21 protein-coding genes and 2 pseudogenes are annotated in these 18234 nt (G+C 69.3%); 11 read left to right on the top strand and 12 right to left on the bottom strand.

Annotation, left to right across the window (positions count from 1 at the left end; translation table 11 throughout):
* Window positions 1–2 precede the first annotated feature (2 nt).
* The 5 genes from AB0B29_RS26115 to AB0B29_RS26135 all read right to left on the bottom strand — a co-directional run bounded on the left by AB0B29_RS26115 (window position 3) and on the right by AB0B29_RS26135 (window position 4313).
* Window positions 3–1265: a hypothetical protein gene (locus tag AB0B29_RS26115; protein ID WP_362243915.1), complete on the bottom strand. Its 1263-nt coding sequence runs from the start codon at window positions 1263–1265 to the stop codon at window positions 3–5.
* Window positions 1262–2536: a bifunctional glycosyltransferase family 2/GtrA family protein gene (locus AB0B29_RS26120; RefSeq protein ID WP_362243916.1), complete on the bottom strand. Its 1275-nt coding sequence runs from the start codon at window positions 2534–2536 to the stop codon at window positions 1262–1264. The genes AB0B29_RS26115 and AB0B29_RS26120 overlap by 4 nt, the downstream gene beginning before the upstream one ends.
* Window positions 2537–2709: 173 nt before the next feature.
* Window positions 2710–3249 carry a cellulase gene (locus AB0B29_RS26125; RefSeq protein ID WP_362243917.1) on the bottom strand — a complete coding sequence of 180 codons (540 nt, stop codon included), beginning with the start codon at window positions 3247–3249 and terminating at the stop codon, window positions 2710–2712.
* Between the two features lie 11 nt (window positions 3250–3260).
* Window positions 3261–3767: a SigE family RNA polymerase sigma factor gene (locus AB0B29_RS26130; RefSeq protein WP_362243918.1), complete on the bottom strand. Its 507-nt coding sequence runs from the start codon at window positions 3765–3767 to the stop codon at window positions 3261–3263.
* Between the two features lie 180 nt (window positions 3768–3947).
* Window positions 3948–4313: a DUF6479 family protein gene (locus tag AB0B29_RS26135; RefSeq protein WP_362243919.1), complete on the bottom strand. Its 366-nt coding sequence runs from the start codon at window positions 4311–4313 to the stop codon at window positions 3948–3950.
* Between the two features lie 117 nt (window positions 4314–4430).
* Here AB0B29_RS26135 and AB0B29_RS26140 point away from each other — a divergent pair, with 117 nt between their 5' ends.
* The 3 genes from AB0B29_RS26140 (at window position 4431) to AB0B29_RS26150 (ending at window position 6611) form a co-directional block, all read left to right on the top strand.
* Entirely contained in the window at window positions 4431–4805 is a 375-nt protein-coding gene (locus tag AB0B29_RS26140; protein ID WP_362243920.1) for a ferredoxin, read from the top strand.
* A gap of 99 nt (window positions 4806–4904) precedes the next feature.
* The gene (locus AB0B29_RS26145) at window positions 4905–6083 is read left to right on the top strand and encodes an acyl-CoA dehydrogenase family protein (RefSeq protein WP_362243921.1); all 1179 of its coding nucleotides are present in this window, start codon (window positions 4905–4907) and stop codon (window positions 6081–6083) included.
* Between the two features lie 309 nt (window positions 6084–6392).
* A complete protein-coding gene (locus AB0B29_RS26150) occupies window positions 6393–6611 on the top strand; it encodes a hypothetical protein (protein WP_362243922.1) in 219 nt (72 codons plus the stop codon).
* Between the two features lie 110 nt (window positions 6612–6721).
* On the opposite strand, the gene AB0B29_RS26155 is transcribed toward AB0B29_RS26150, so the two are convergent.
* Window positions 6722–7312, bottom strand: a complete 591-nt coding sequence (locus AB0B29_RS26155; protein ID WP_362243923.1) for a hypothetical protein — start codon at window positions 7310–7312, stop codon at window positions 6722–6724.
* A 628-nt stretch (window positions 7313–7940) separates the two neighbouring features.
* Here AB0B29_RS26155 and AB0B29_RS26160 point away from each other — a divergent pair.
* The 5 genes and pseudogenes from AB0B29_RS26160 (at window position 7941) to AB0B29_RS26180 (ending at window position 10997) form a co-directional block, all read left to right on the top strand.
* On the top strand, window positions 7941–8210 hold the full coding sequence (locus AB0B29_RS26160) for a helix-turn-helix transcriptional regulator (protein ID WP_362243924.1): 270 nt from the start codon (window positions 7941–7943) through the stop codon (window positions 8208–8210).
* 152 nt (window positions 8211–8362) lie between these two features.
* Window positions 8363–8743 (top strand): annotated as a pseudogene (locus AB0B29_RS26165) (DUF6083 domain-containing protein); the annotation flags it as partial.
* A gap of 270 nt (window positions 8744–9013) precedes the next feature.
* Entirely contained in the window at window positions 9014–9238 is a 225-nt protein-coding gene (locus AB0B29_RS26170; RefSeq protein ID WP_308406593.1) for a hypothetical protein, read from the top strand.
* Between the two features lie 74 nt (window positions 9239–9312).
* Entirely contained in the window at window positions 9313–9567 is a 255-nt protein-coding gene (locus tag AB0B29_RS26175) for a hypothetical protein (RefSeq protein ID WP_362243925.1), read from the top strand.
* 35 nt (window positions 9568–9602) lie between these two features.
* A complete protein-coding gene (locus AB0B29_RS26180) occupies window positions 9603–10997 on the top strand; it encodes a UvrD-helicase domain-containing protein (RefSeq protein WP_362243926.1) in 1395 nt (464 codons plus the stop codon).
* A 35-nt stretch (window positions 10998–11032) separates the two neighbouring features.
* On the opposite strand, the gene AB0B29_RS26185 is transcribed toward AB0B29_RS26180, so the two are convergent.
* Window positions 11033–11161, bottom strand: coding sequence for a hypothetical protein (locus tag AB0B29_RS26185; RefSeq protein WP_302185418.1), 129 nt, complete (start codon window positions 11159–11161; stop codon window positions 11033–11035).
* Here AB0B29_RS26185 and AB0B29_RS26190 point away from each other — a divergent pair.
* Window positions 11141–11566, top strand: a pseudogene (locus tag AB0B29_RS26190) (amidohydrolase family protein); the annotation flags it as partial. The gene AB0B29_RS26185 and the pseudogene AB0B29_RS26190 overlap by 21 nt on opposite strands.
* 283 nt (window positions 11567–11849) lie before the next feature.
* Here AB0B29_RS26190 and AB0B29_RS26195 read toward each other — a convergent pair.
* Entirely contained in the window at window positions 11850–12707 is an 858-nt protein-coding gene (locus AB0B29_RS26195) for an alpha/beta fold hydrolase (RefSeq protein WP_362244094.1), read from the bottom strand.
* Window positions 12708–13152: 445 nt separating this feature from the next.
* Here AB0B29_RS26195 and AB0B29_RS26200 point away from each other — a divergent pair, with 445 nt between their 5' ends.
* The gene (locus tag AB0B29_RS26200) at window positions 13153–13755 is read left to right on the top strand and encodes a TetR/AcrR family transcriptional regulator (protein ID WP_217236372.1); all 603 of its coding nucleotides are present in this window, start codon (window positions 13153–13155) and stop codon (window positions 13753–13755) included.
* A 273-nt stretch (window positions 13756–14028) separates the two neighbouring features.
* On the opposite strand, the gene AB0B29_RS26205 is transcribed toward AB0B29_RS26200, so the two are convergent.
* Window positions 14029–14601 (bottom strand): TetR/AcrR family transcriptional regulator, encoded by a 573-nt coding sequence (locus AB0B29_RS26205; protein ID WP_055705492.1) that lies wholly within the window; start codon window positions 14599–14601, stop codon window positions 14029–14031.
* 102 nt (window positions 14602–14703) lie between these two features.
* Window positions 14704–15171: a winged helix-turn-helix transcriptional regulator gene (locus AB0B29_RS26210; RefSeq protein WP_362243928.1), complete on the bottom strand. Its 468-nt coding sequence runs from the start codon at window positions 15169–15171 to the stop codon at window positions 14704–14706.
* A 92-nt stretch (window positions 15172–15263) separates the two neighbouring features.
* On the opposite strand from AB0B29_RS26210, the gene AB0B29_RS26215 reads away from it, so the two are divergent.
* On the top strand, window positions 15264–15764 hold the full coding sequence (locus AB0B29_RS26215; RefSeq protein WP_217236371.1) for a PaaI family thioesterase: 501 nt from the start codon (window positions 15264–15266) through the stop codon (window positions 15762–15764).
* 201 nt (window positions 15765–15965) lie between these two features.
* On the opposite strand, the gene AB0B29_RS26220 is transcribed toward AB0B29_RS26215, so the two are convergent.
* A complete protein-coding gene (locus AB0B29_RS26220; protein WP_362243929.1) occupies window positions 15966–17033 on the bottom strand; it encodes an alkene reductase in 1068 nt (355 codons plus the stop codon).
* Between the two features lie 646 nt (window positions 17034–17679).
* The gene (locus tag AB0B29_RS26225) at window positions 17680–17952 is read right to left on the bottom strand and encodes a hypothetical protein (protein WP_362243930.1); all 273 of its coding nucleotides are present in this window, start codon (window positions 17950–17952) and stop codon (window positions 17680–17682) included.
* Between the last annotated feature and the right edge of the window lie 282 nt (window positions 17953–18234).

Below are 18234 nucleotides of genomic sequence, written 5' to 3' on the forward strand. Positions count from 1 at the left end.
CTCTACGGCACCCCCAGCACGAACAGCACGTACCCCGCGTACGACCCGGAGGCCAGCGCGGCCGTGCCGAGGACCGCGGCCAGGGACGGCCACCGCAGCCGGCGCATCGCGAGAGCGAGAGGGACGAACAGCGGGAAGAGCGGCAGCAGATAGCGCGAGACGTTGCCGAAGTACTGCTGGGTGGTCATCACCATGAGGTAGGAGAGGACGGTGTGGACGACGAGCACGGCAGGCGGTCGCAGGCGCGTCAGCAGCACGGTCAGCACCGGCACCATGAGCACCACGCAGACGCCGATCACGTCCTCGAAGGGCATCGCGAAGCGGTAGTCGAAGTGGCCGACGGGGATGGACGTCAGCACGTCGAACGTGTGGACTCCCCAGTCGAACTTGTGGGCCCAGGCGCCGTCCTGGAGCTTGGAGTAGCCGTTGATGTCGCCCATGCGGTAGTTGACCCAGCCGAGGTAGCCGAACAGGCCCAGGGGCGCGATCGCCACAGCGGCCAGCGGACGGCGGACCCCGCCCTCACGCCGGCGCAGGGACAGCACCGCCGCGACGGCGAGGGCGGCGACGAGCGCGACGGCGGTGGGCCGGCACAACCCGGCCGCGCAGGTCAGCAGGCCGGCCGTGAGCCAGCGCCGGGTCATGACCGCGTGGCAGGCCCACGCGGCGAGGGCCGTGTAGAGGGACTCCGAGTAACCCGACCATTCCGTGCCCGATCCGGGCCAGACCGCCCACAGCCCGGCCGCGACCAGACCGGCCCGGTGGCCGCCCAGGCGATGCGTCACGGTGTAGATGCCGAGCGCGGCGGCGAACGAGGCGATGACCGAGACCGTCATGCCGGCGCCGTACAGGCCGAGACCGGTGCACTCCGAGACCACCCGCATCAGCGTCGGGTACAGCGGGAAGAACGCCGCCGAGTTGCCCTCCAGCGTGATCAGGCCCGTCGCGCCCGGGACCGGCGTCAGGGCCGGGTCGTAGCCGTGCGCGGCGATCTGCTGGTACCACCAGCCGTCCCAGCTGGCCAGGACGTCCCAGGCGTGCTCACCGCCGCCGAAGCGCGGGTTCTTCTTCCGGAAGTCGCCCGCGGAGTCCAGCAGGAACATGAAGACGGCGAAGCCGGCCAGCTTCAGCACGCCGTACGTCAGCAGCACGGGCCCGTAGCGTTCGGCGACGGCACGCAGTCGCGGCCGGAACTTCCGGGCACCGTACGGGACTTCGGGCCTCCCGGCACCGACGGGCGGACGACGCAGCTGGACGGTGCTCATGCGGCGGAGGGTCCTGTCGTGCGGCGGGCCGGGAACACCCAGGCCCGGAAGAGGAGGAAACGCAGCAGCGTCGCGGCCAGGTTGGCGACGACCAGAGCCATGAGCTCGACCGGGTGGCCGGCCCCGGGCGCGGTGTGGTGGAGCAGGGCGAGCGAACCGCTCGTCAGGGCCAGCCCGATCAGGAAGGCGGCGAGGCCCTTGAGGTGATGGCGCAGTGCGCCGCCACGGCCCCGCACACCGAAGGTGAGTCGCCGGTTGGCCGCCGTGTTGGCGATGGCGCTGGCGAGCAGGGCGAGCGCGTTGGCGGCCTGCGCCCCTGTCCCCGGTCTGAGCACGGTGTACAGCAGCAGATAGCACAGGGTGCTGGCGGCGCCGACGGCGGCGAAACGCACCACCTGCCGGGCCAGACCCGGCGGCAGTTCCCCGGCCAGGTCGCCGCCGCTGCGGCGCAGCACGGACAGCGGCAGCCGGCCGCAGGCCAGGGCTCTGCCGATCCTGGCCATGCCCCGCAGATCGGCCAGTGCCGTGGAGAGGATGCGGACCCGGCTGTCGGGGTCGTCCACCCAGTCCACCGGCACCTCGTGGATCCGCAGGCCCGCCCGCTCGGCGATGACCAGCAACTCCGTGTCGAAGAACCACTCGCGGTCCTCCACCAGCGGCAGCAAACGCTCGGCGACGTCCCGCCGCACCGCCTTGAACCCGCACTGCGCGTCGGAGAAGCCCACCGCGAGCGTGCCGCGCAGCAGCCCGTTGTAGCAGCGGGAGATGATCTCCCGTTTCGGCCCGCGCACCACCCGGGAGCCGCGGGCCAGCCGGGTGCCGATGGCGATGTCGGAGTGGCCCGAGATCAGCGGCGCGACCAGCGGCAGCAGCGCGGCGAGGTCGGTGGACAGGTCCACGTCCAGATAGGCCAGCACCGGGGCGCGGGAGCGGGTCCACGCGGTGTGCAGCGCACGGCCCCGGCCCTTCTCCGCCAGGCGGATCCAGTCCGTGCCGGGCAGTTCCGCGGCCAGCCGGGCGGCGATCCGCGGGGTCGCGTCGGTGCTCGCGTTGTCGGCGACGGTGATGTGGAAGGGGTAGGGAAAGGTCTCGCAGAGGTGTGCGTGCAGGCGCCGGACGCAGGGTTCGAGGTCGTTCTCCTCGTTGTACACCGGAACGACCACGTCCAGGACGGGGTCCGGGTGGTGCGCCGGCAGGGGCGCCCGGCGGGGCAGCGCCGACGGTTCGGTTGTCGGGCGGTCGATCGGGACCGACCGCAATACGGTTCGCATGGCTGACTCACGGTCTCTTTCTGGCGTGGGGGCATGCCCGGGCGCCGGTTGCGGGCATGCCGAAGGCGCCCGTGACGGGTGAGGCGTTGGGAAGGTCGAGGCCGGCCCCTGGCGGTGGGGCGTCGAGAAGTGCGGGGCGGGAGTGCCCCCGACGGGACGGGCCGCTCAGGCGGCTACTCGGGGTAGACCGACGCGGAGGGCTGTTCGGAGTACGGAGCGGACGCGGGGGCGGTGGTCGGTGGAGAGGAGGGAGGGGGCGCGGGCGGTGTCGAGGTGGTCCGGCTCTCGGGGGCCGTGGTGGTCGGCGCGGGTTCGGCCGGCTCGCTCGTCGTCCCGGACGGGGTGATGCCGCCGGTGGTGGTCGTGGTCGTGGTCGTGGTCGCGGGCAGCGTCGTCTCGGGCTGCTCGGTCGGTGTCGTGCTCGGCGTCGGCGCCGGGCTCGTCGGGGAGCCGTCCGGGGAGACCGTCGGGCTCGTCACCGGCCGTGGCCGGTGGTCCGCGGGCTGGGCGCGGGTGAACATGCTGGGCAGCAGGGCCAGCCCGACGCTGAGCCCGGCCACCGCCACGGCGGAGCCGCCCGCCTTCCACAGCAACCGCGACCGTCGGCGGGCCCGGATGCCCGCGTGCAGCCGCTGCCGGTGTGCGGGCTCGTAGGGGGTGTGCTGCCGGGTGTCGTGCATCAGCCGCGACAGGTCCCGCTCGAAGTCGTCCATCGGTACTCCTTTCACCCCACGGGCCGGACGGTGTCGGACAGGATCTGGCGCAGCCGTGCGACTCCGCGTGACGCATGGGACCGGGCGGTGCCCAGCGGGCAGCCCAGGGCCTGGGCGACCTGGGCCTCGGGCAGGTCCTCGTAGTAGCGCAGCACGACCGCGGCCCGCTGCTTCGGCGACAGCTGGGCCAGTGCCGCCTCCAGCCGCGAACGTTCCGCGACGGCGGACGACACGTCGCCCGGGTCGGCCCGGTCGGGCAGGTGCTCCATCGGGCGCTCACCCCACCAGCGCCGCCGCGCCGAGCGGGCCGCCAGCCGTACCAGCACGGTCCGGACATACGCCTCGGGAGCCTGCCCGGCCACTTTCGGCCAGGCGAACCACAGCTTGACCAAGGCCTCCTGCACCAGATCCTCGGCCCGCTGCCGGTCGCCCCCCGTGAGCAGACGCGCGACATGGAGCAGCGCCGACCAACGGGCGGCCGCGAACTCGTCGAAGCCGTCCGCCCGAAACTGCTCCATCCTCACCGTCCTGCGTCTCAGTGGCCCCCTACACCTCTCAAAAGACGCCGGACCCCGCTCCACGATGCACTCGAAACCTGTGATCCACCTCACCTCGACGATGCGGGGCCCGGGCATGGAAAAGGGGCCCGTGCACAGGCACGGGCCCCTGATCCGCCCAGGTGTGGGCCGGGCGCCGGGTCAGCGGGCTCCCGGGCCGCCGCTGCCGAAGCCACCGCTGCTGCCCTCGTTCCAGCGCGGACGCTCCTGCGATGCGCTGGTCCGGTCGCTCTGATTGCCGTGCCCCTTGAGCTGGTGCGGGGTCAGGCGCTCCTCGCTCCTGGGAACCTCCTCCGGCTCCCGGCGCTCACTCGTCTCGCGGACCGGGCCCCCGTCCGGCAGCCTCGGCTGCTCGTCCGGACGCGGGGTGGGCAGCTCCCTGCGCTTGACGCGCACGCCGAGGACGAAGGCCCCCAGCAGCAGGGCCACGACCACCACACCCGCCACGATCAGCCCGATGCCGACGGCGCCACGCCCCGCGGCCATCTCCATCCATGCGCTATTCATGACACGCGGGTACCCGTGGTCCCCTCCATGAACCTGCTGGGCACGGATGACGGCCGCACGGCACGGAGGCCGTGGGAACAGGGTTTGACCCGCGCCGACCGGGGCTACTCGCGCTGTGTGACTTCGACGACATCCCAGCAGGAGCTGTTCCGGTTCCTGGAGGACCGTTTCGCCTGTGCGCAAGCGTGCACCGAGTGTGCGCGGGCGTGCGCGCTGCGCGCGAGCCTCGTGGATCCCAACGGCACCGAGAACCAGGAACTCGTACGACGCAAGGGCATCATGGCCGCGGAGGTCTGCGACGCGACGTGCCGGGTGCTGTCCGAGCAGAACCAGGTGGACGAGAGCGGCATCCGGATCCAGGTGGAGTGGTGCCGGACCGTGTGCCTGGAGGCCGCCCACGTCTTCGACCGGCAACCGGGAGCGGAGGACTCGGCGGCGGCCTGCCGCGCCTGCGCGCGGGCGTGCACGGACTTCCTCGCCACGCTGAACTGACCGACGCCATGCGTTGAACCGGCCGACGCCATTCCCAATTTCTGAAACACGTTCTACGGTGTGCGCCGACAGGACCGGCCTTGGGAGCCTGGAGGCGCCGTGCACCTCGAATACACGCCCGAGCAGCAGCGGCTGCGCACCGAACTGCGGTCCTACTTCGCCGAACTGGTCCCGGACCAGGCGTACGCCCGACACGGTGTCCCGGCCGCCCAGAAGCGGTTCTACCGCGAGACCATCCGGCGGCTCGGCAGGGACGGCTGGCTCGGCGTGGGCTGGCCGAAGGAGTACGGCGGGCGCGGCCTGACGGCCATGGAGCAGTTCATCTTCTTCGACGAGGCCGCCCAGGCCGGTGTCCCGCTGCCGCTCATGGCGCTGAACACCGTCGGCCCGACGATCATGCAGTACGGCACCGAGGAACAGAAGGCGTACTTCCTGCCGAAGATCCTCTCCGGCGAGATCGACTTCGCCATCGGCTACAGCGAGCCCGGCGCCGGCACCGACCTCGCGTCCCTGCGCACCAGGGCCGTACGGGAGGGCGACGAGTACGTCGTCGACGGGCAGAAGATCTGGACGACCAACGGCGACACGGCCGACTGGGTGTGGCTGGCGGTGCGCACCGACCCGGACGCACCGCCGCACAAGGGCATCACCATGCTCCTGGTGCCGACCTCCGACCCCGGCTACTCCTGCACCCTGATCAACACCCTCGCCTCGCACGACACCACCGCCAGCTACTACGAGAACGTCCGCGTCCCCGTCTCGCGCCGGGTCGGCGCGGAGAACCAGGGCTGGCGGCTGATCACCAACCAGCTCAACCACGAACGCGTGACCCTGGCCGCCCACGGCACCATGGCGATCCGCGCCCTGCACGACGTGCGGCGCTGGGCGACGGAGACCAAACTCGCCGACGGCCGCCGCGTCGCCGACCTGCCCTGGGTGCGCCGCCTCCTGGCCCGGACGCACGCCCGGCTGGAGGCGCTGAAACTGCTCAACTGGCAGATGGTCGGCGCGGTCCAGGACGGCACCCTCACCCCGCAGGACGCCTCCGCGGTCAAGGTCTACGGCTCGGAGGCGCGGCGCGACGCCTACGCCTGGCTCATGGAGATCGTCGCGGCCCCCGGTGCCCTGAAGGAGGGCTCGGCCGGCGCGGTCCTGCACGGCGAACTCGAACGCGGGTACCGCTCGGCGGTCATCTTCACCTTCGGGGGCGGCAACAACGAGATCCAGCGCGAGATCATCTCGTGGATCGGGCTGGGGATGCCGAGGGTGCGACGCTGACTGTTTGTGACCACCGACGTTAGTTGTCACATACCGAGGATAGTTGGCACCGGGATTCTGTGGGATCAGGATGACGGCCGAGCCGTGCTGCGGCAGTTGGCACTTCGCCGCGAGCAGCGAGTGTGTTCAAGGGCATCACGCTGGGCGCGGGTACACTGGGGATGTACCGGGCTTGCTCGCGCTCGGTCTCGGGGTGCATCTCGATGGCGAGTTCGGTCGGGTCGATGAGGCCGTTGCACCACATGCCGCCGATGAACCACGTCGTCGACTTGTGAACAATGCTGCGGGTCAATACACCTAGGCCCTGAGATGGCGCTGAAGGAGAAGCAGGCCGCAGCTCTCTCTGGGGAGCTGCTCATCCCCATGACGGCGGCGATCGGCGCGGCTCTGTCGGGCGGGGCCGACGAACAGGTGGCGGAGCAGTTCGACGTCGGCCTGCAATTCGCGGCCTGGCGTATGAATGCTTCAGGCGCTCGGAAAATCGCTCAGCGGACGCGTCAGAAGCGAGCGGCGGGAATTCGACGTTAGTCGATCAGGATCCCGCGTCGGCGCTGAGAGCGAGAGCGATGCCCCCGGCGCCTCGGCACGGATGTTTGCGATATCGACGTTGCGTGTGACGGACCGTCGACGTCTGCCAGTCACCGACGAGTCGTTCCTTCGTATCCACGCCCGCCGGGCTCTGTCAGTGTCCAGTACAGATCTCCCGACGCCGACTGCACGCTCCGGGAGCTGATGTGTCCTGCGGCCGTCAATTGGTCAAGTGCATCCGTGAAATCCGTTGCGGCCAGCCCGCACTCGCGTGCCAGCTGATCCACTTCAGCTGTTCCATGGGTGCTCTCGGGAGCGGTATGGGCCTTGATACACATGGCAATGAGCTGGGAAAACGGGGCGCAGTCCATGCGGATGCCGCAAGCGGCTCGCAGCGCCCAGTCTGCGGCAGCGAGCCGGTCGGGACGGGCCGGGCATTGGGCGAAGAGCCCGACGTCGAGGAGCTGGATGACCACAGCGCGTGCGCTGGAGCGCGACGTGGGCAGGGTTGCGCATAGCCATCGTGCCTGGTGGAGATCCCGCCAGGAATCCGTGGCAGGTTCCAATCGAAGGCTGCGCAGTACCCCGAGCGGCAAGCGGACTTGAGCTGAGTCGTTCATGCGCAAGGCGCATTGCAGGGCGATCAGTCGGGCGGCAGGGCTGGTCTCAGTCGGCAGCGCGGAGGCGAGGTAGTTGAGCATCTCCCGCACCCGGGTCTGCCTGTCCGGGCCTCTGGGGCTTCGGTGCTTTCGACGGATGTCCGCATGCGCCGGCGGCGCCGTCGCAGCGTTGATGAACGTGTCGGGAACGACGGCCGCTTGTGAAGTAGCGGCGGCGCAGGCCGTGCACGCGTCCGCGAGGCGCCACAGCCGTCCGCCTCGCTCGCGTGCGAGCACGAGCCGGATGGGCCCACCGCAGCCTCGATGGCGCGAGTGCCAGCTGCAGCCGCGCTCGTGGCACTGGCAGGTACGAAGGTGGGCAGGGAGGAGATCGCGGCGAGCGTGTCGTGCCAGGTGGGCCAGGAGCTCCGACCGGGCGGACGTGCCGCTGAGCAGTCGGTCGCTGTGGGAGCACTGCTGGCATACGAGGATCGGTCCGCCGGGCTGCGGGCGCAGTTCCACGGTCCAGGCGCGCCGGACGCCGGGTCGCGTCGTGCAAAGCCTCATGGGTGGCGTGTTCCTCCCGTCATGTCTGCGCCGTACCCGCAGAGGGTGGGGTGGCCCGCACACGGTAGTGCAGACCTCTGCCCTTCACTTGATGGTGTCACCTGCAGAAATAGGGCAGAGGTCTGCACTGACAGGGCAGTGGTCTGCACCGTCGGATTGTCGGGTGACGATCTTCCCGCCCGACCCGGATTTCGAGGCGCTGCGTCTGGAGCTTGCCCGGCTGCGGGCGGCGCGCGGCTGGACCTATGACGAGCTCGCTGCTCGAAGCGGCCTGGCCAGAAGGACCCTCATCGAGATTGAGCAGGGGCGCACCGTAGGCACTCTCAAGACCTGGCGCGCCCTCGCCCATGCCTTGAACACTCCACTCGACGAGCTCTTCGGAGTCGTGTGTGAGGGGCACGAGCCCCCGGGGCCGACCGGCGGTGACCGTTGACTGGGAGGGCTCGCGCCAATCACCCGGACCGGCGAAGCGACACGAACCTCTGATCGACAACTCGAATGTGCGTTTGACGGAATGGGGCTGTTCGAGGGACTCTCCAGCCTTGGCGCTGTGGATGCGGCGTGTTGCCTGGCACCTTCGCACGCATGCGTTCTTCATCCACACCGCGGCACTGGGACGACAGCCCCGCTGTCGCCTACCCCCGACGCTCACTGCGTATCGAGCACGACAGCCCCAGTCGGCTCCTCCGCTGCGCTCAGCGTGATCGCTGCCGAGAGTGCGGCAACCCGGTCGAGTGGTACCACCGCAGCTTTGCGCGGCCCGTCCGCCTGCACCCCCGGGAAGTGCCTGCGGCCGAGGTGCCCGCCGCCTACCGTTGGCACGTCAGCTCTGGTGTCGCCCATCCGGCCGGCGATGGCAGACCCTGGTGCCGCTTGGCTCACGCCCCAGTCTGCCCCGCCCGCGACGCTGCGCCCGAAGCCTCCGCGCTGGACGGGCTGCGCCGGGATCTGGCCCTGCACACACGCCGTCTGATTGACACCGGCGTGTTCACCCCGATCACCCCTTCGAGCCGGCCAACGGCACAACCGGACGGCTGCCGACCCGCCAGACCCGTAGTGCAGTTCCTGTATGTCCGCTACCTCGCTGCGCAACCTGTGGACGAAATCCAGTGCGTGGCGCAGACGCGGCAGCGCGACCGCTGCTCGCAGAGGCTGCTTACGGACGGCCCCGTGGGCGTCTGGAGGCTGGTACCCGCTACGGCCACACGGGGGCAACTGGCCTTGCCCTGTGAGCTCATGGCTGTATATGACCTCACCGCCCTGCCCTACGCCGAGCAGCTGCGCTGGCGCATGCAGCGCTGTTCCACCCACACCGCAACCCAGTCAGCAGCGGACCTCGCGCTGGCCGACTGGGAGCCCTTCGACCCCATGCTCCACCGCGAGCACATCCACAACCGCCTGCCGAACCACGTCCGTCGTCCGCGCCCGACGCACCACGAGCATGGAACGGCTGGGTCGTGACCTCGCACCATGGCATTGAAATCCTGCTGACCAGGCCAGCCACTAATGGCGAGCTCCACCGAGCACGTCGTACGGTGTCACTCGCAGCGAACGCCGACCGCACCCGGTTGATGGCCGTCCAGCCGGCCAGGACCCCCGGCCGCGCGCTGCGGTCACTACGGCGACGGCTGCACCACGTTCTGCCCATCGATGTCCTGACCACCCACTACCCCGACCAGCACGGGCAGGTCCTTCTCAATCTCGAGTTCAGCCGTACCGCGCGAGCGGCGATCCGCCAGGCCGCGACCGCCAGAGGACAGCGTCCCGAGACTTCGTCGCCCGGAGCCTGACCGCAGCCCTCGATCGGAACGAGAGAGAACGCTCCTTGCAACTGACGGCGCAACTCGAAGGCCTGCTCGCTCTCCACTCCTCCGAGGACGTACTGGCTTGCACAGCCCACATCCTGCTCCGTCGTCGTGATCCGGCCGTATCTGACTCGTACGCCGCCGGCCGCGCTGGGCGGAGCCAGTCGCACGCGCACCCGAACCTGTGCAAGACCGCCCACGCCACGGCCTACGCAGCCCTTGGCCACCGCTTCGCTCGCAGACTCAACAGCCCCCGCCAACCCGCGTGGAAGATCGGGCAGGCCCTCGGCATTACCTCTCCTGTCCGAATCGGAGATCACGAGATCAGCCACAGGACGTTGTCGCACAGCGTCCTGCGCACGGTGACCCGCTTCTGCCACTCGGCTGATCGCACGCTGGCTTCTCACCACGTACCCGCGCTGCGCGGCCTGAGTGCGCCGGACGAACACGCCCGCCTCGCCGAGGTCGTGACGTCGTTCGCGGACAAGGCGTGGGGAGACCTGCAGAATCCCGAGCAGGGCGTGGTCCGTTTCGAGCATGACCACTACCTGAAGATGTGGGCCCTCACTGAACCAAAGATCGACGCCGACTTCCTTTTCCTCGACGAAGCACAGGACACCAACCCCGTCCTGGAACAGGTCTTCGCCGCTCAACGTGCCCACACCCAGCTGGTCATGGTCGGCGACTCCGCTCAGGCGATCTACGGCTGGCGCGGAGCCCGGGACATCATGACAGGCTTCGAAGCCACCCACCTCACCCTGACTCGATCCTTCCGCTTCGGCCCCCTCCTTGCCGAACAAGCCAACCGGTGGCTCGCGTTCACCGACGCGCCCATCCGACTGACAGGCACCGAGGCGATCCCGACGAAGGGCGGTCTCGTCGCCTCCCCGGACGCGGTGCTGTGCCGCACCAACATCGGGGCCATGACCGAGGTCATGCGACTGCTGGCCGCCGGCCACCGCGTCGCGCTGACGCGGGGAGGGCATACGCTCGTCGCGCTGGCGCTGGCTGCACGGGACCTCAAAGACGGCCGTCGCACCGCCCACCCAGAACTCGTTCTCTTCGCCTCCTGGGGCGAGCTGCAGGAGTACGCGGATCACGATCCGGCCGGCCGCGATCTGCAGCCTTTCGTAGAACTTGTCGACCAGCACGGACCCGAGGCCATCATCACCGCGGTCCACGCACTGACCGACGAGGACAAGGCCGACGTCACGGTCTCCACGGCCCACAAGGCCAAAGGCCGGGAATGGCCCACGGTCAAGATCGCCGATGACTTCCCCCCGCCCCCGGACAGCGATCAACACGACGACCGTGGTCGCCCGATCCCGGAACCCGTGAGTGAAACGGACGCCCGCCTCGCCTACGTCGCCGTGACACGTGCCCGCAGTCGGCTCGATCTCGGTGGTCTTTCGTGAATCGACCTCATTCCAGCCGCCTCGGACGGAATGGTTCAGTGAGCGGAGGCGACCGGCGGGGCGGTGGCTTCGTCCGTGGGGAGTGCGGGGTATCGAGTTTCCTGTGCGAGGGTCTCGGGGAGCACGGCGACGACGGCGATGCCGTGGGCGCTTCCCGTGAACATGCCTCGGCACGGACGACTCCTACCTGCTCCAGGCCCTCGGCAAAACGCCGGGGCCCCCTCCGCGGCGTGGCCGTCATAGACCCCGGACGTCGGGGGGAAGAGCTCGACCGGCTCGTGGAGACGGGTGCGTGCGGGATCCGCCTCAACCTGATCAGCGGCCCGGTACCCCCGCTGGAAGATCGGCTCTGGCAGCGACTGGTGCACGAACTCGCCGCCCCTGGACTCCACTTGGAAGTCCAGGCACAGCAACGCCAGTGGGAGGACCTGGATCCCTGGCTGCTCGGCTGGCCCGGCGCGGTGGTTGTCGATCATCGGGGGCTGTCGGCGGCCTTGTCTCTGTCCTACCCCGGATCCGCTGCGCTCTCCCGCCTGCTGGCCGAGCACGTGTGGGCGAAGGCGGCCGTGCCTTGTCGTGCAAATGGCCGTGCCTACAGCACCCCGACCTGGCTCACGGCGGAACTCAACCCCACCGAAGCCCTGCGGATACTGTGCGCCAACCCAGCGCGACTGTTTGCTTGGACGCCCTTTCGTCGCGCGGGCCGACGACGACGTACAGGGCCGCACTCAGGCACGGTTGAGCAGGGGGCCGCCTTCCACGGCCAGGGCCGGCGAACGGTGACGGCCGAGCTGACGTTTCCGAGGGCGTTGTGCGAGCGTGAAGGTGCGGGCAGCGCGGCTTGGCTCGGGGTTAGGACCCAAGGAACTCGAGTGCCCTTGCCACGAATTCATCGTGGTACTGGAAGATCCCCGCGTGTCCGGCATCCGGGTAGAGGGGCACGAGTTCGCTCCGGGGCAGGCGGGCGGCCAGGTCAAGGGTGTTGTGGCTGGGCACCATGCGGTCGTTCTCGCCGTTTGCCACGAGCACCGGTTGGCGAATCTCCGACAGGTCCGACGGTGCCTGGCGGCCCCATTGTCTGATGGCCTTCAGCTGGGCTCGGAACGCCGGCAGCGAGATGTCCTTGTCGCGGTGGTGCGTGCGCTCCTTCAGCCGTTCCAGGAAGGCCCGTCCCGCCCGCCGACCGCCCTCGGTTTCGGTGAAGAAGAGGGAGAGCTTGGGATCCTGGCGGGTCAGGGCGCCCTTGAGCGTGGCCTGGAGGGTGAGCGCCGGGACCTTGTCGATGCCGGGGCCACCGGCGGGGCCTGTGCCCGCCAGGATGACCTTGCGGATGAGGTGAGGTTCTTGTTCAGCGATGACCTGTGCGATGAAGCCGCCCATCGACAGGCCGAGCAGATCGACCTGGTCGAACTCGAGGGCTCGGATGAACAGCACCGCGTCGCGGGCCATCGCCTCGATCGTGTCCGGCGTGGAGCCGCTCGATCCGCCCACCCCGCGGTTGTCGAAGGCGATGACCCGGCGTCGTGCGGCGAGTCCGTCGACGACGCGCGGGTCCCAGTTGTCCAGGACCCCGGCCAGGTGAATCAGGAGGATCAGCGGTACGCCGTCCTCAGGGCCGAGTTCCCGATAGGCGAAGTCCTCCGCCGCGGACGGACACGGAGCGGGTCGGCGCGTTCTGGTAGGACGACGAGGGCGAGGAGGACGGTGAATTCCGCGGTGTGTTCATGTCCATGTCCTTCTGTAGCGAGTTTCAAGGACGGAGTTCTCTTCGCCGGCGCCCGATGCACTGCACCGACACTGTCGGCCAGGTCACACAGTGGTGGGTACCGACCCATGTCATCCGGCTCGTTCTGATCACCCCCGGCATCCGCCTCGCCGAGCGCTGAGGCGGCGCCAACCGAGGGACATTGGATTACACTCATAATACTGTGCGTGGAGACGATGGATCGCAAGCGGGCCCCCGCAGTCGACCGCACTCCATGGTGCGCAAATGAACGCCCCCGAGTGAGGGGATACCGCGCCACCTGGCACGGCACCTCGCCGCCGAACGGGCGGCCGCTGGAGCCTCGAATCCATTGAAGTACGATCGAAATGCGACATTATAAGGGTGCCCGCCAAGAGCAAGCAGCCTCTCCGACGAGCAAAGGAGCGCGCGGTGCGCTACGGGAAAGAGCACAAGCAGGCGACCCGGCAGCGGATCATCGAGGCGGCCGGTCGCCGGTTCAAGCGGGACGGCATCGACGGCTCGGGCATCTCAACCCTCATGACGGACGCGGGGCTGACCAACGGCGCCTTCTACACCCATTTCACGTCGAAAGACGACCTCGTGGCCACCGCGGTCTCCGACCAACTGCAGGCGCAGAACGCGAGGATCGTCGCGCAGGCGGCACCCGGTCGCGCAGGACTTGAGCAGATCGTGCGCCGGTACCTGTCCGCCCAGCATCGCGACAGCTCCGACGACGGCTGCCCCTCCGCCGCCCTGCTCGACGAAATCCGGCGCTGCACAGACCCGACCAAGCAGGCTTACACCGATGGCGTACTGATGGTCATCGACGGCATCGCCGCCCGCCTGGCACCCGACGATCCCCTCTCGGTCCGCACCAAGGCGCTCGGCGCCTACGCCATGATGGCCGGGACGCTCCAGCTCTCCCGAGCCCTCACCGACCGGCAGCTTGCCGACGAACTGCTCGAACAGGGCATCCACAACGCCCTCGCCCTGCTGGGCGTGGAGCACGGGCATTCCAGCCCCGCGATGTGACACACCCGCACCCCTTGGATGGTTCCGACCCGGAACTCGGTCGACCTGGCGCGCGAGTGCCGAACGGCGAGTTGGTCCTCTACCCCGACGCCGGCCATGGCGGCATCTTCCAGTTCCACGGGCAGTTCGTGGAGACGGTTCTCGAGTTCCTCGAGCGGCAAAAGGCGTGCGGTGCGGTCGTAGTCTGGGCCGAGGGTGGTGCCTCAGGGGCGTGGCGCCCTTTGGGCGAGCGGCTCGAGGCGCCCGTTCACTGACGCGACCTCGCCTTGCGCCTCACCCCATGAACGCGAGAGCGTTCTCGATCCCCAGCTCAAGGACCTCATCGGCGCGCTTCCGGTCGGACAGGGCGCGGGACAGCTGCATCGTCCCCACCAGCATGGTGAACAGCCCGATGGCCTTGGCCTGAGCGGACCGCGGGTCCTCGGGTGTCAGGCGGGCGGAGATCTCCTCCAGGATGGCCCGCGCGCCGTCGCTGTAGGCCTGCCTGGTCCCGTCCTCGCAGCGGCCGATCTCGTCGAGAAGGGCGGCGGAGGGGCAACCGAGGCCGGGGTGGTCCCGGTGCTCGGGAGACAGGTACTCGCGGATGAGGTCCTCGAGTCCCGGGCGGCCGGGCCGCAGGGTGCTGTAACTCGCGACCTGCGTGTGCAGTTCTTCGGCCACGACATGGGCGACGAGGTCGTCCTTGGACGCGAAGTGGGCGTAGAAGGCTCCGTTGGTGAGCCCCGCGTCCGCCATCAGCGTGGAGATACCCGAGCCGTCGATGCCGTCCTGCTTGAACCGGTGGCCGGCCTTTTCGATGATGCGTCGCCGCGTCACCTGCTTGTGCTCCTTGGCGTAGCGCACCACGAGCTTTCTCCGTTCGCTCCGTAAGGCCATGCTTCGCACTCAAGGGTAATCGATGGCCTGACGCACGTAATATCATGACCGGCGACCCCATGACCGGCGTGCTCACGACCGGATGCGGGCACCGGGTCCGAGTCGGGCGGTGACTTCCGCGGGGCTGAGGGTGGAGTGCTCCGCGGAACACTCGACGACGACGCGGACCGGGGCGTCGCAGTCGGTGTGACGGATGTCCAGTACGGGCCCCTCGGGGCCGATGGCGTACGCCTCGCCCCACTGGCTCAGCGCCATCAGGACAGGCCACAGATCCCAGCCCTTGCGGGTCAGGCGGTACTCGTTGCGGGAGCGGCTGCCCGGCTCCTGGTATGGGACGGTCTTCAGGATGCCGGCCGCGATCAGCTTCCGGAGGCGGTCGCTGAGGACGGCTTCCGACAGGCCGATGTGGCGGTGGAAGTCGTCGAAGCGGCGGACCCCGTTGACGGCATCACGCAAGATCAGCAACGTCCATTTCTCTCCGACCACGTCGAGCGTGCGCTGGACAGGGCAGTTCTCCGTGCTCGCCTCAAGCCACTCCATCCCGCCAGCGTAAGGGTCTGGCTTCGTCATTGACAGTCAGGCGAGCGGGAAACTAGCTTCGTTTTCAAAAGTCAGATGGAAGGTGCCCGGCCGTGGGACGAACGCGTACGTATCAATGGGAAGATCCCGCGATCCTGGCGGAAGCCGCCGGACGCATGGCCGGCATCGACTTCCTGCGTGAGTTGCAGGCGGGGCGACTGCCGGCGCCGCCCATCAATTACTCCATCGACTTCACTCTGAGCGAGGTGGAGCCCGGCAGGGCGGTCTTCTCCCTGACACCGGGTGAGGAGCACTACAACCCGATCGGCAGCGTGCACGGCGGCATCTTCGCCACCCTGCTCGACTCGGCGGCTGGTTGCGCAGTCCAGTCGACCCTTCCGCAGGGCGTTGCGTACACCTCGCTCGACCTCACGGTGAAGTTCCTGCGACGGATCACCGTGGACACGGGCACGGTACGCGCCATCGGCACGGTGGTCAGCAAGGGCCGTAAAACCGCCCTGGCCCAGGCGCAGTTGGTCGACGGCACGGACCGTCTGCTCGCCCACGCCACCAGCAGCTGCATGCTCTTCCCGGTGTCACCCTCGCAGGGGTGAGCCTCGGCGGCGACCGGTATCGGTCCGGGCCGTGACGTCGCACTGCCTCGATCGCGGCGCAGAGCGCCGGGGTGTGAGGTGAAACCGCTGCGGCGCAGGTCGGTCGCGGCCTGTGACTCCTCGGGTCGCCGGCCTCCGTGCGCCGCAGCTGTGTCGAGGCGGCGAAGGTGGTGGTTCCCTCGGGCGCCGGGCTGCTCTTCGTCAGGCGGCGTGGGTGGGGTAGTCGGTGTAGCCGGCCGCGCCGCCGCCGTAGAAGGTGGCGGGGTCGGGGGTGTTCAGGGGGGCGCCGGCGCGTACGCGCTCGACGAGGTCGGGATTGGCGAGGGCCATGGTGCCGACGGTGACGACGTCGGCCAGACCGTCTTCGACGTCCTTGGCGCGGGCGGCGATGTCGGCACCGGCCCGGTTGAGGATCAGCGTGGTCGGCCACAACTTGCGGAGGGTGGAGAGGAGTTCCTCGTCGCCGCCGTGACCGATGTGCAGGTAGGCGAGGTTGAGGGGGGCGAGGGCGCGCAGGAGGTGCGGGTAGAGCTCGTGCGGGTCGCTCTCCGCGAGGTCGTTGAGCTTGAAGGGGTTGCCGGGAGAGATCCGGATGCCGGTGCGGCCGGCGCCGATCTCGTCGGCAACGGCCGTGGCGACCTCCACCGCGAAACGGATGCGGTTGTCGAGGGAGCCCCCGTACTGGTCGGTGCGCTGGTTGGTGCTGGGGAAGAGGAACTGGTTGACCAGGTAGCCGTTGGCCCCGTGGATCTCGACGCCGTCGGCGCCGGCCGCGATGGCGGCCGCGGCGGCGCGCCGGAAGTCGTCGACCGTCGCGGCGACCTCCTCGGTGGACAGTTCGCGCGGCTCCGGCATCTCCTGGAGCCCGGACGGGGTGAACGTCTGGCCGCCCGGCTTGATCGCGGAGGGTGCCACCGGCTGCCGGTGGTGGGGGGTGTTGTCCGGGTGGGAGATGCGCCCGGTGTGCATCAGCTGGATGACGATGCGTCCGCCGGCCTTGTGTACGGCGTCGGTGACCTTGCGCCAGCCGGCGATGTGATCCTCGGTGTAGATGCCCGGGGTCACCGGGTAGCCCTGGCCGTCGGCGGAGGGCTGGGTGCCCTCGGTGATGATGAGCGCGTGCGAGGCGCGCTGGGCGTAGTACTCGGCGTTCAGCTCGGTCGGCACGCCGTCCGGGGTGGCCCTGCTGCGGGTCAGGGGGGCCATGGCCAGCCGGTGCGGCAGGGCGATCTCTCCGACGACGGTCGGGTTCCACAGGGCGTTGAGCATGGGTCATTCCTCAGGTGGTGTGTGGTGGTGCCGAAAAGGGCGGGGGCGGACACCGCGTGGACGTGGACACCTGGCTCTTCTGCCTCCGGGTCCGAAGACGCACCCGCCCTGCGCCCGCCGGTCGAGTCGCAGTCGGCAGTGGCCTATTAAATTACGAACGTAATACTAAGCGGTCGGGTGGGCTGTGGCAAGTGGGTCACGGCAGGGGGCGCGAAGCCGCGCGGCGCAGCTCGCGCAACGACCTCACGCCAGGGCGGTGGGAGTTCCGCAACGGAAGCTGGAACCGCCTGCTCCGCCTAGATGACCTTGTCCTTGCGGGTGTGCCGTGTGCTCCAGTATTCGGTGGGGTGGGCGACGAGGAGCAGGCCGCGGCCGTCGTCGAGACCTGGGCGCGGCGCAGGTGCGGGGTGGTGCTGCTGGCGTCGGAGATTCGCTCGTCAGGGCGGAGTGAAAGATCATCCGCAGTTTGATAGGGCTCTTGCTGTAGCGGATGGCGGTCGTCACCAGTTCGCTGACCACGAGTTCACTGACCGCGAGTTCGGGGGGTGAAGACCAGTTCCTCCAGCTCGCAGAGGGCGGTTCGTGAGGTGTTGTCCGTTTGCAGGTGAGGTTGGGGCAGGGCTGCTGGTCGCGGGGGCTTGGTCGGCTACTGCTTTGTGGTGAAGCTGCCGGCGTCGGCCTCGGTGAGGACGTCGAGCCTGACGAGGCGTTTCAGCTTGGCGCGGGTGCCATCGATGTTCTTCGGCGGCGGTTCGTGGTCGAGGGCTTCGTAGACATCACGGGCCCGGAGGGGGTCGGTGACCTCGTTGAAGACGGCGAGGATGCGGGGGTAGTCCGGGTGCTCGGGCAGGTCGGGCGCGGCGGTCTGGGCGGGGAGACGGTCAGCGAGAGCAGTAATGGTCTTCCGGTTGATCGTCAAGTGTTCGTCATCGCCGACGCGGCGCTTTCTGCCGCACACGCTGCGCCCCCTTCTCCGCCGTGACGTTCACGGCTGACGGCGTGCCCCCGTGCTCGACCGGTAGGCCGCCACACGATCCCACTCACCTCGGAACTTGCTTGCGGCCTCTCGGTCGCCCCGATAGCATTACGATCGTAAGGTAATGAGTGGTCGCCCTCCCCGTGATGACGCTCGTGACCGGCGGGTCCCGGGCTCGGAAGGGGTGGTCGCACTCGCGCAAGTCGGAAACGTGCCAGACCCTGC

Source organism: Streptomyces tibetensis (assembly GCF_040647715.1).
Classification (GTDB): Bacteria; Actinomycetota; Actinomycetes; order Streptomycetales; family Streptomycetaceae; genus Streptomyces; species Streptomyces tibetensis_A.

Excerpts from the sequence above, each read along its gene's own strand:
- AB0B29_RS26115 (WP_362243915.1), bottom strand. The coding sequence starts at position 1,265 with ATGAGCACCGTCCAGCTGCGTCGTCCGCCCGTCGGTGCCGGGAGGCCC.
- AB0B29_RS26120 (WP_362243916.1), bottom strand. The coding sequence starts at position 2,536 with ATGCGAACCGTATTGCGGTCGGTCCCGATCGACCGCCCGACAACCGAA.
- AB0B29_RS26125 (WP_362243917.1), bottom strand. The coding sequence starts at position 3,249 with ATGGACGACTTCGAGCGGGACCTGTCGCGGCTGATGCACGACACCCGG.
- AB0B29_RS26130 (WP_362243918.1), bottom strand. The coding sequence starts at position 3,767 with ATGGAGCAGTTTCGGGCGGACGGCTTCGACGAGTTCGCGGCCGCCCGT.
- AB0B29_RS26135 (WP_362243919.1), bottom strand. The coding sequence starts at position 4,313 with ATGAATAGCGCATGGATGGAGATGGCCGCGGGGCGTGGCGCCGTCGGC.
- AB0B29_RS26150 (WP_362243922.1), top strand. The coding sequence starts at position 6,393 with ATGGCGCTGAAGGAGAAGCAGGCCGCAGCTCTCTCTGGGGAGCTGCTC.
- AB0B29_RS26155 (WP_362243923.1), bottom strand. The coding sequence starts at position 7,312 with ATGCTCAACTACCTCGCCTCCGCGCTGCCGACTGAGACCAGCCCTGCC.
- AB0B29_RS26170 (WP_308406593.1), top strand. The coding sequence starts at position 9,014 with ATGGCTGTATATGACCTCACCGCCCTGCCCTACGCCGAGCAGCTGCGC.
- AB0B29_RS26185 (WP_302185418.1), bottom strand. The coding sequence starts at position 11,161 with ATGTTCACGGGAAGCGCCCACGGCATCGCCGTCGTCGCCGTGCTCCCC.
- AB0B29_RS26210 (WP_362243928.1), bottom strand. The coding sequence starts at position 15,171 with ATGGAGTGGCTTGAGGCGAGCACGGAGAACTGCCCTGTCCAGCGCACG.
- AB0B29_RS26220 (WP_362243929.1), bottom strand. The coding sequence starts at position 17,033 with ATGCTCAACGCCCTGTGGAACCCGACCGTCGTCGGAGAGATCGCCCTG.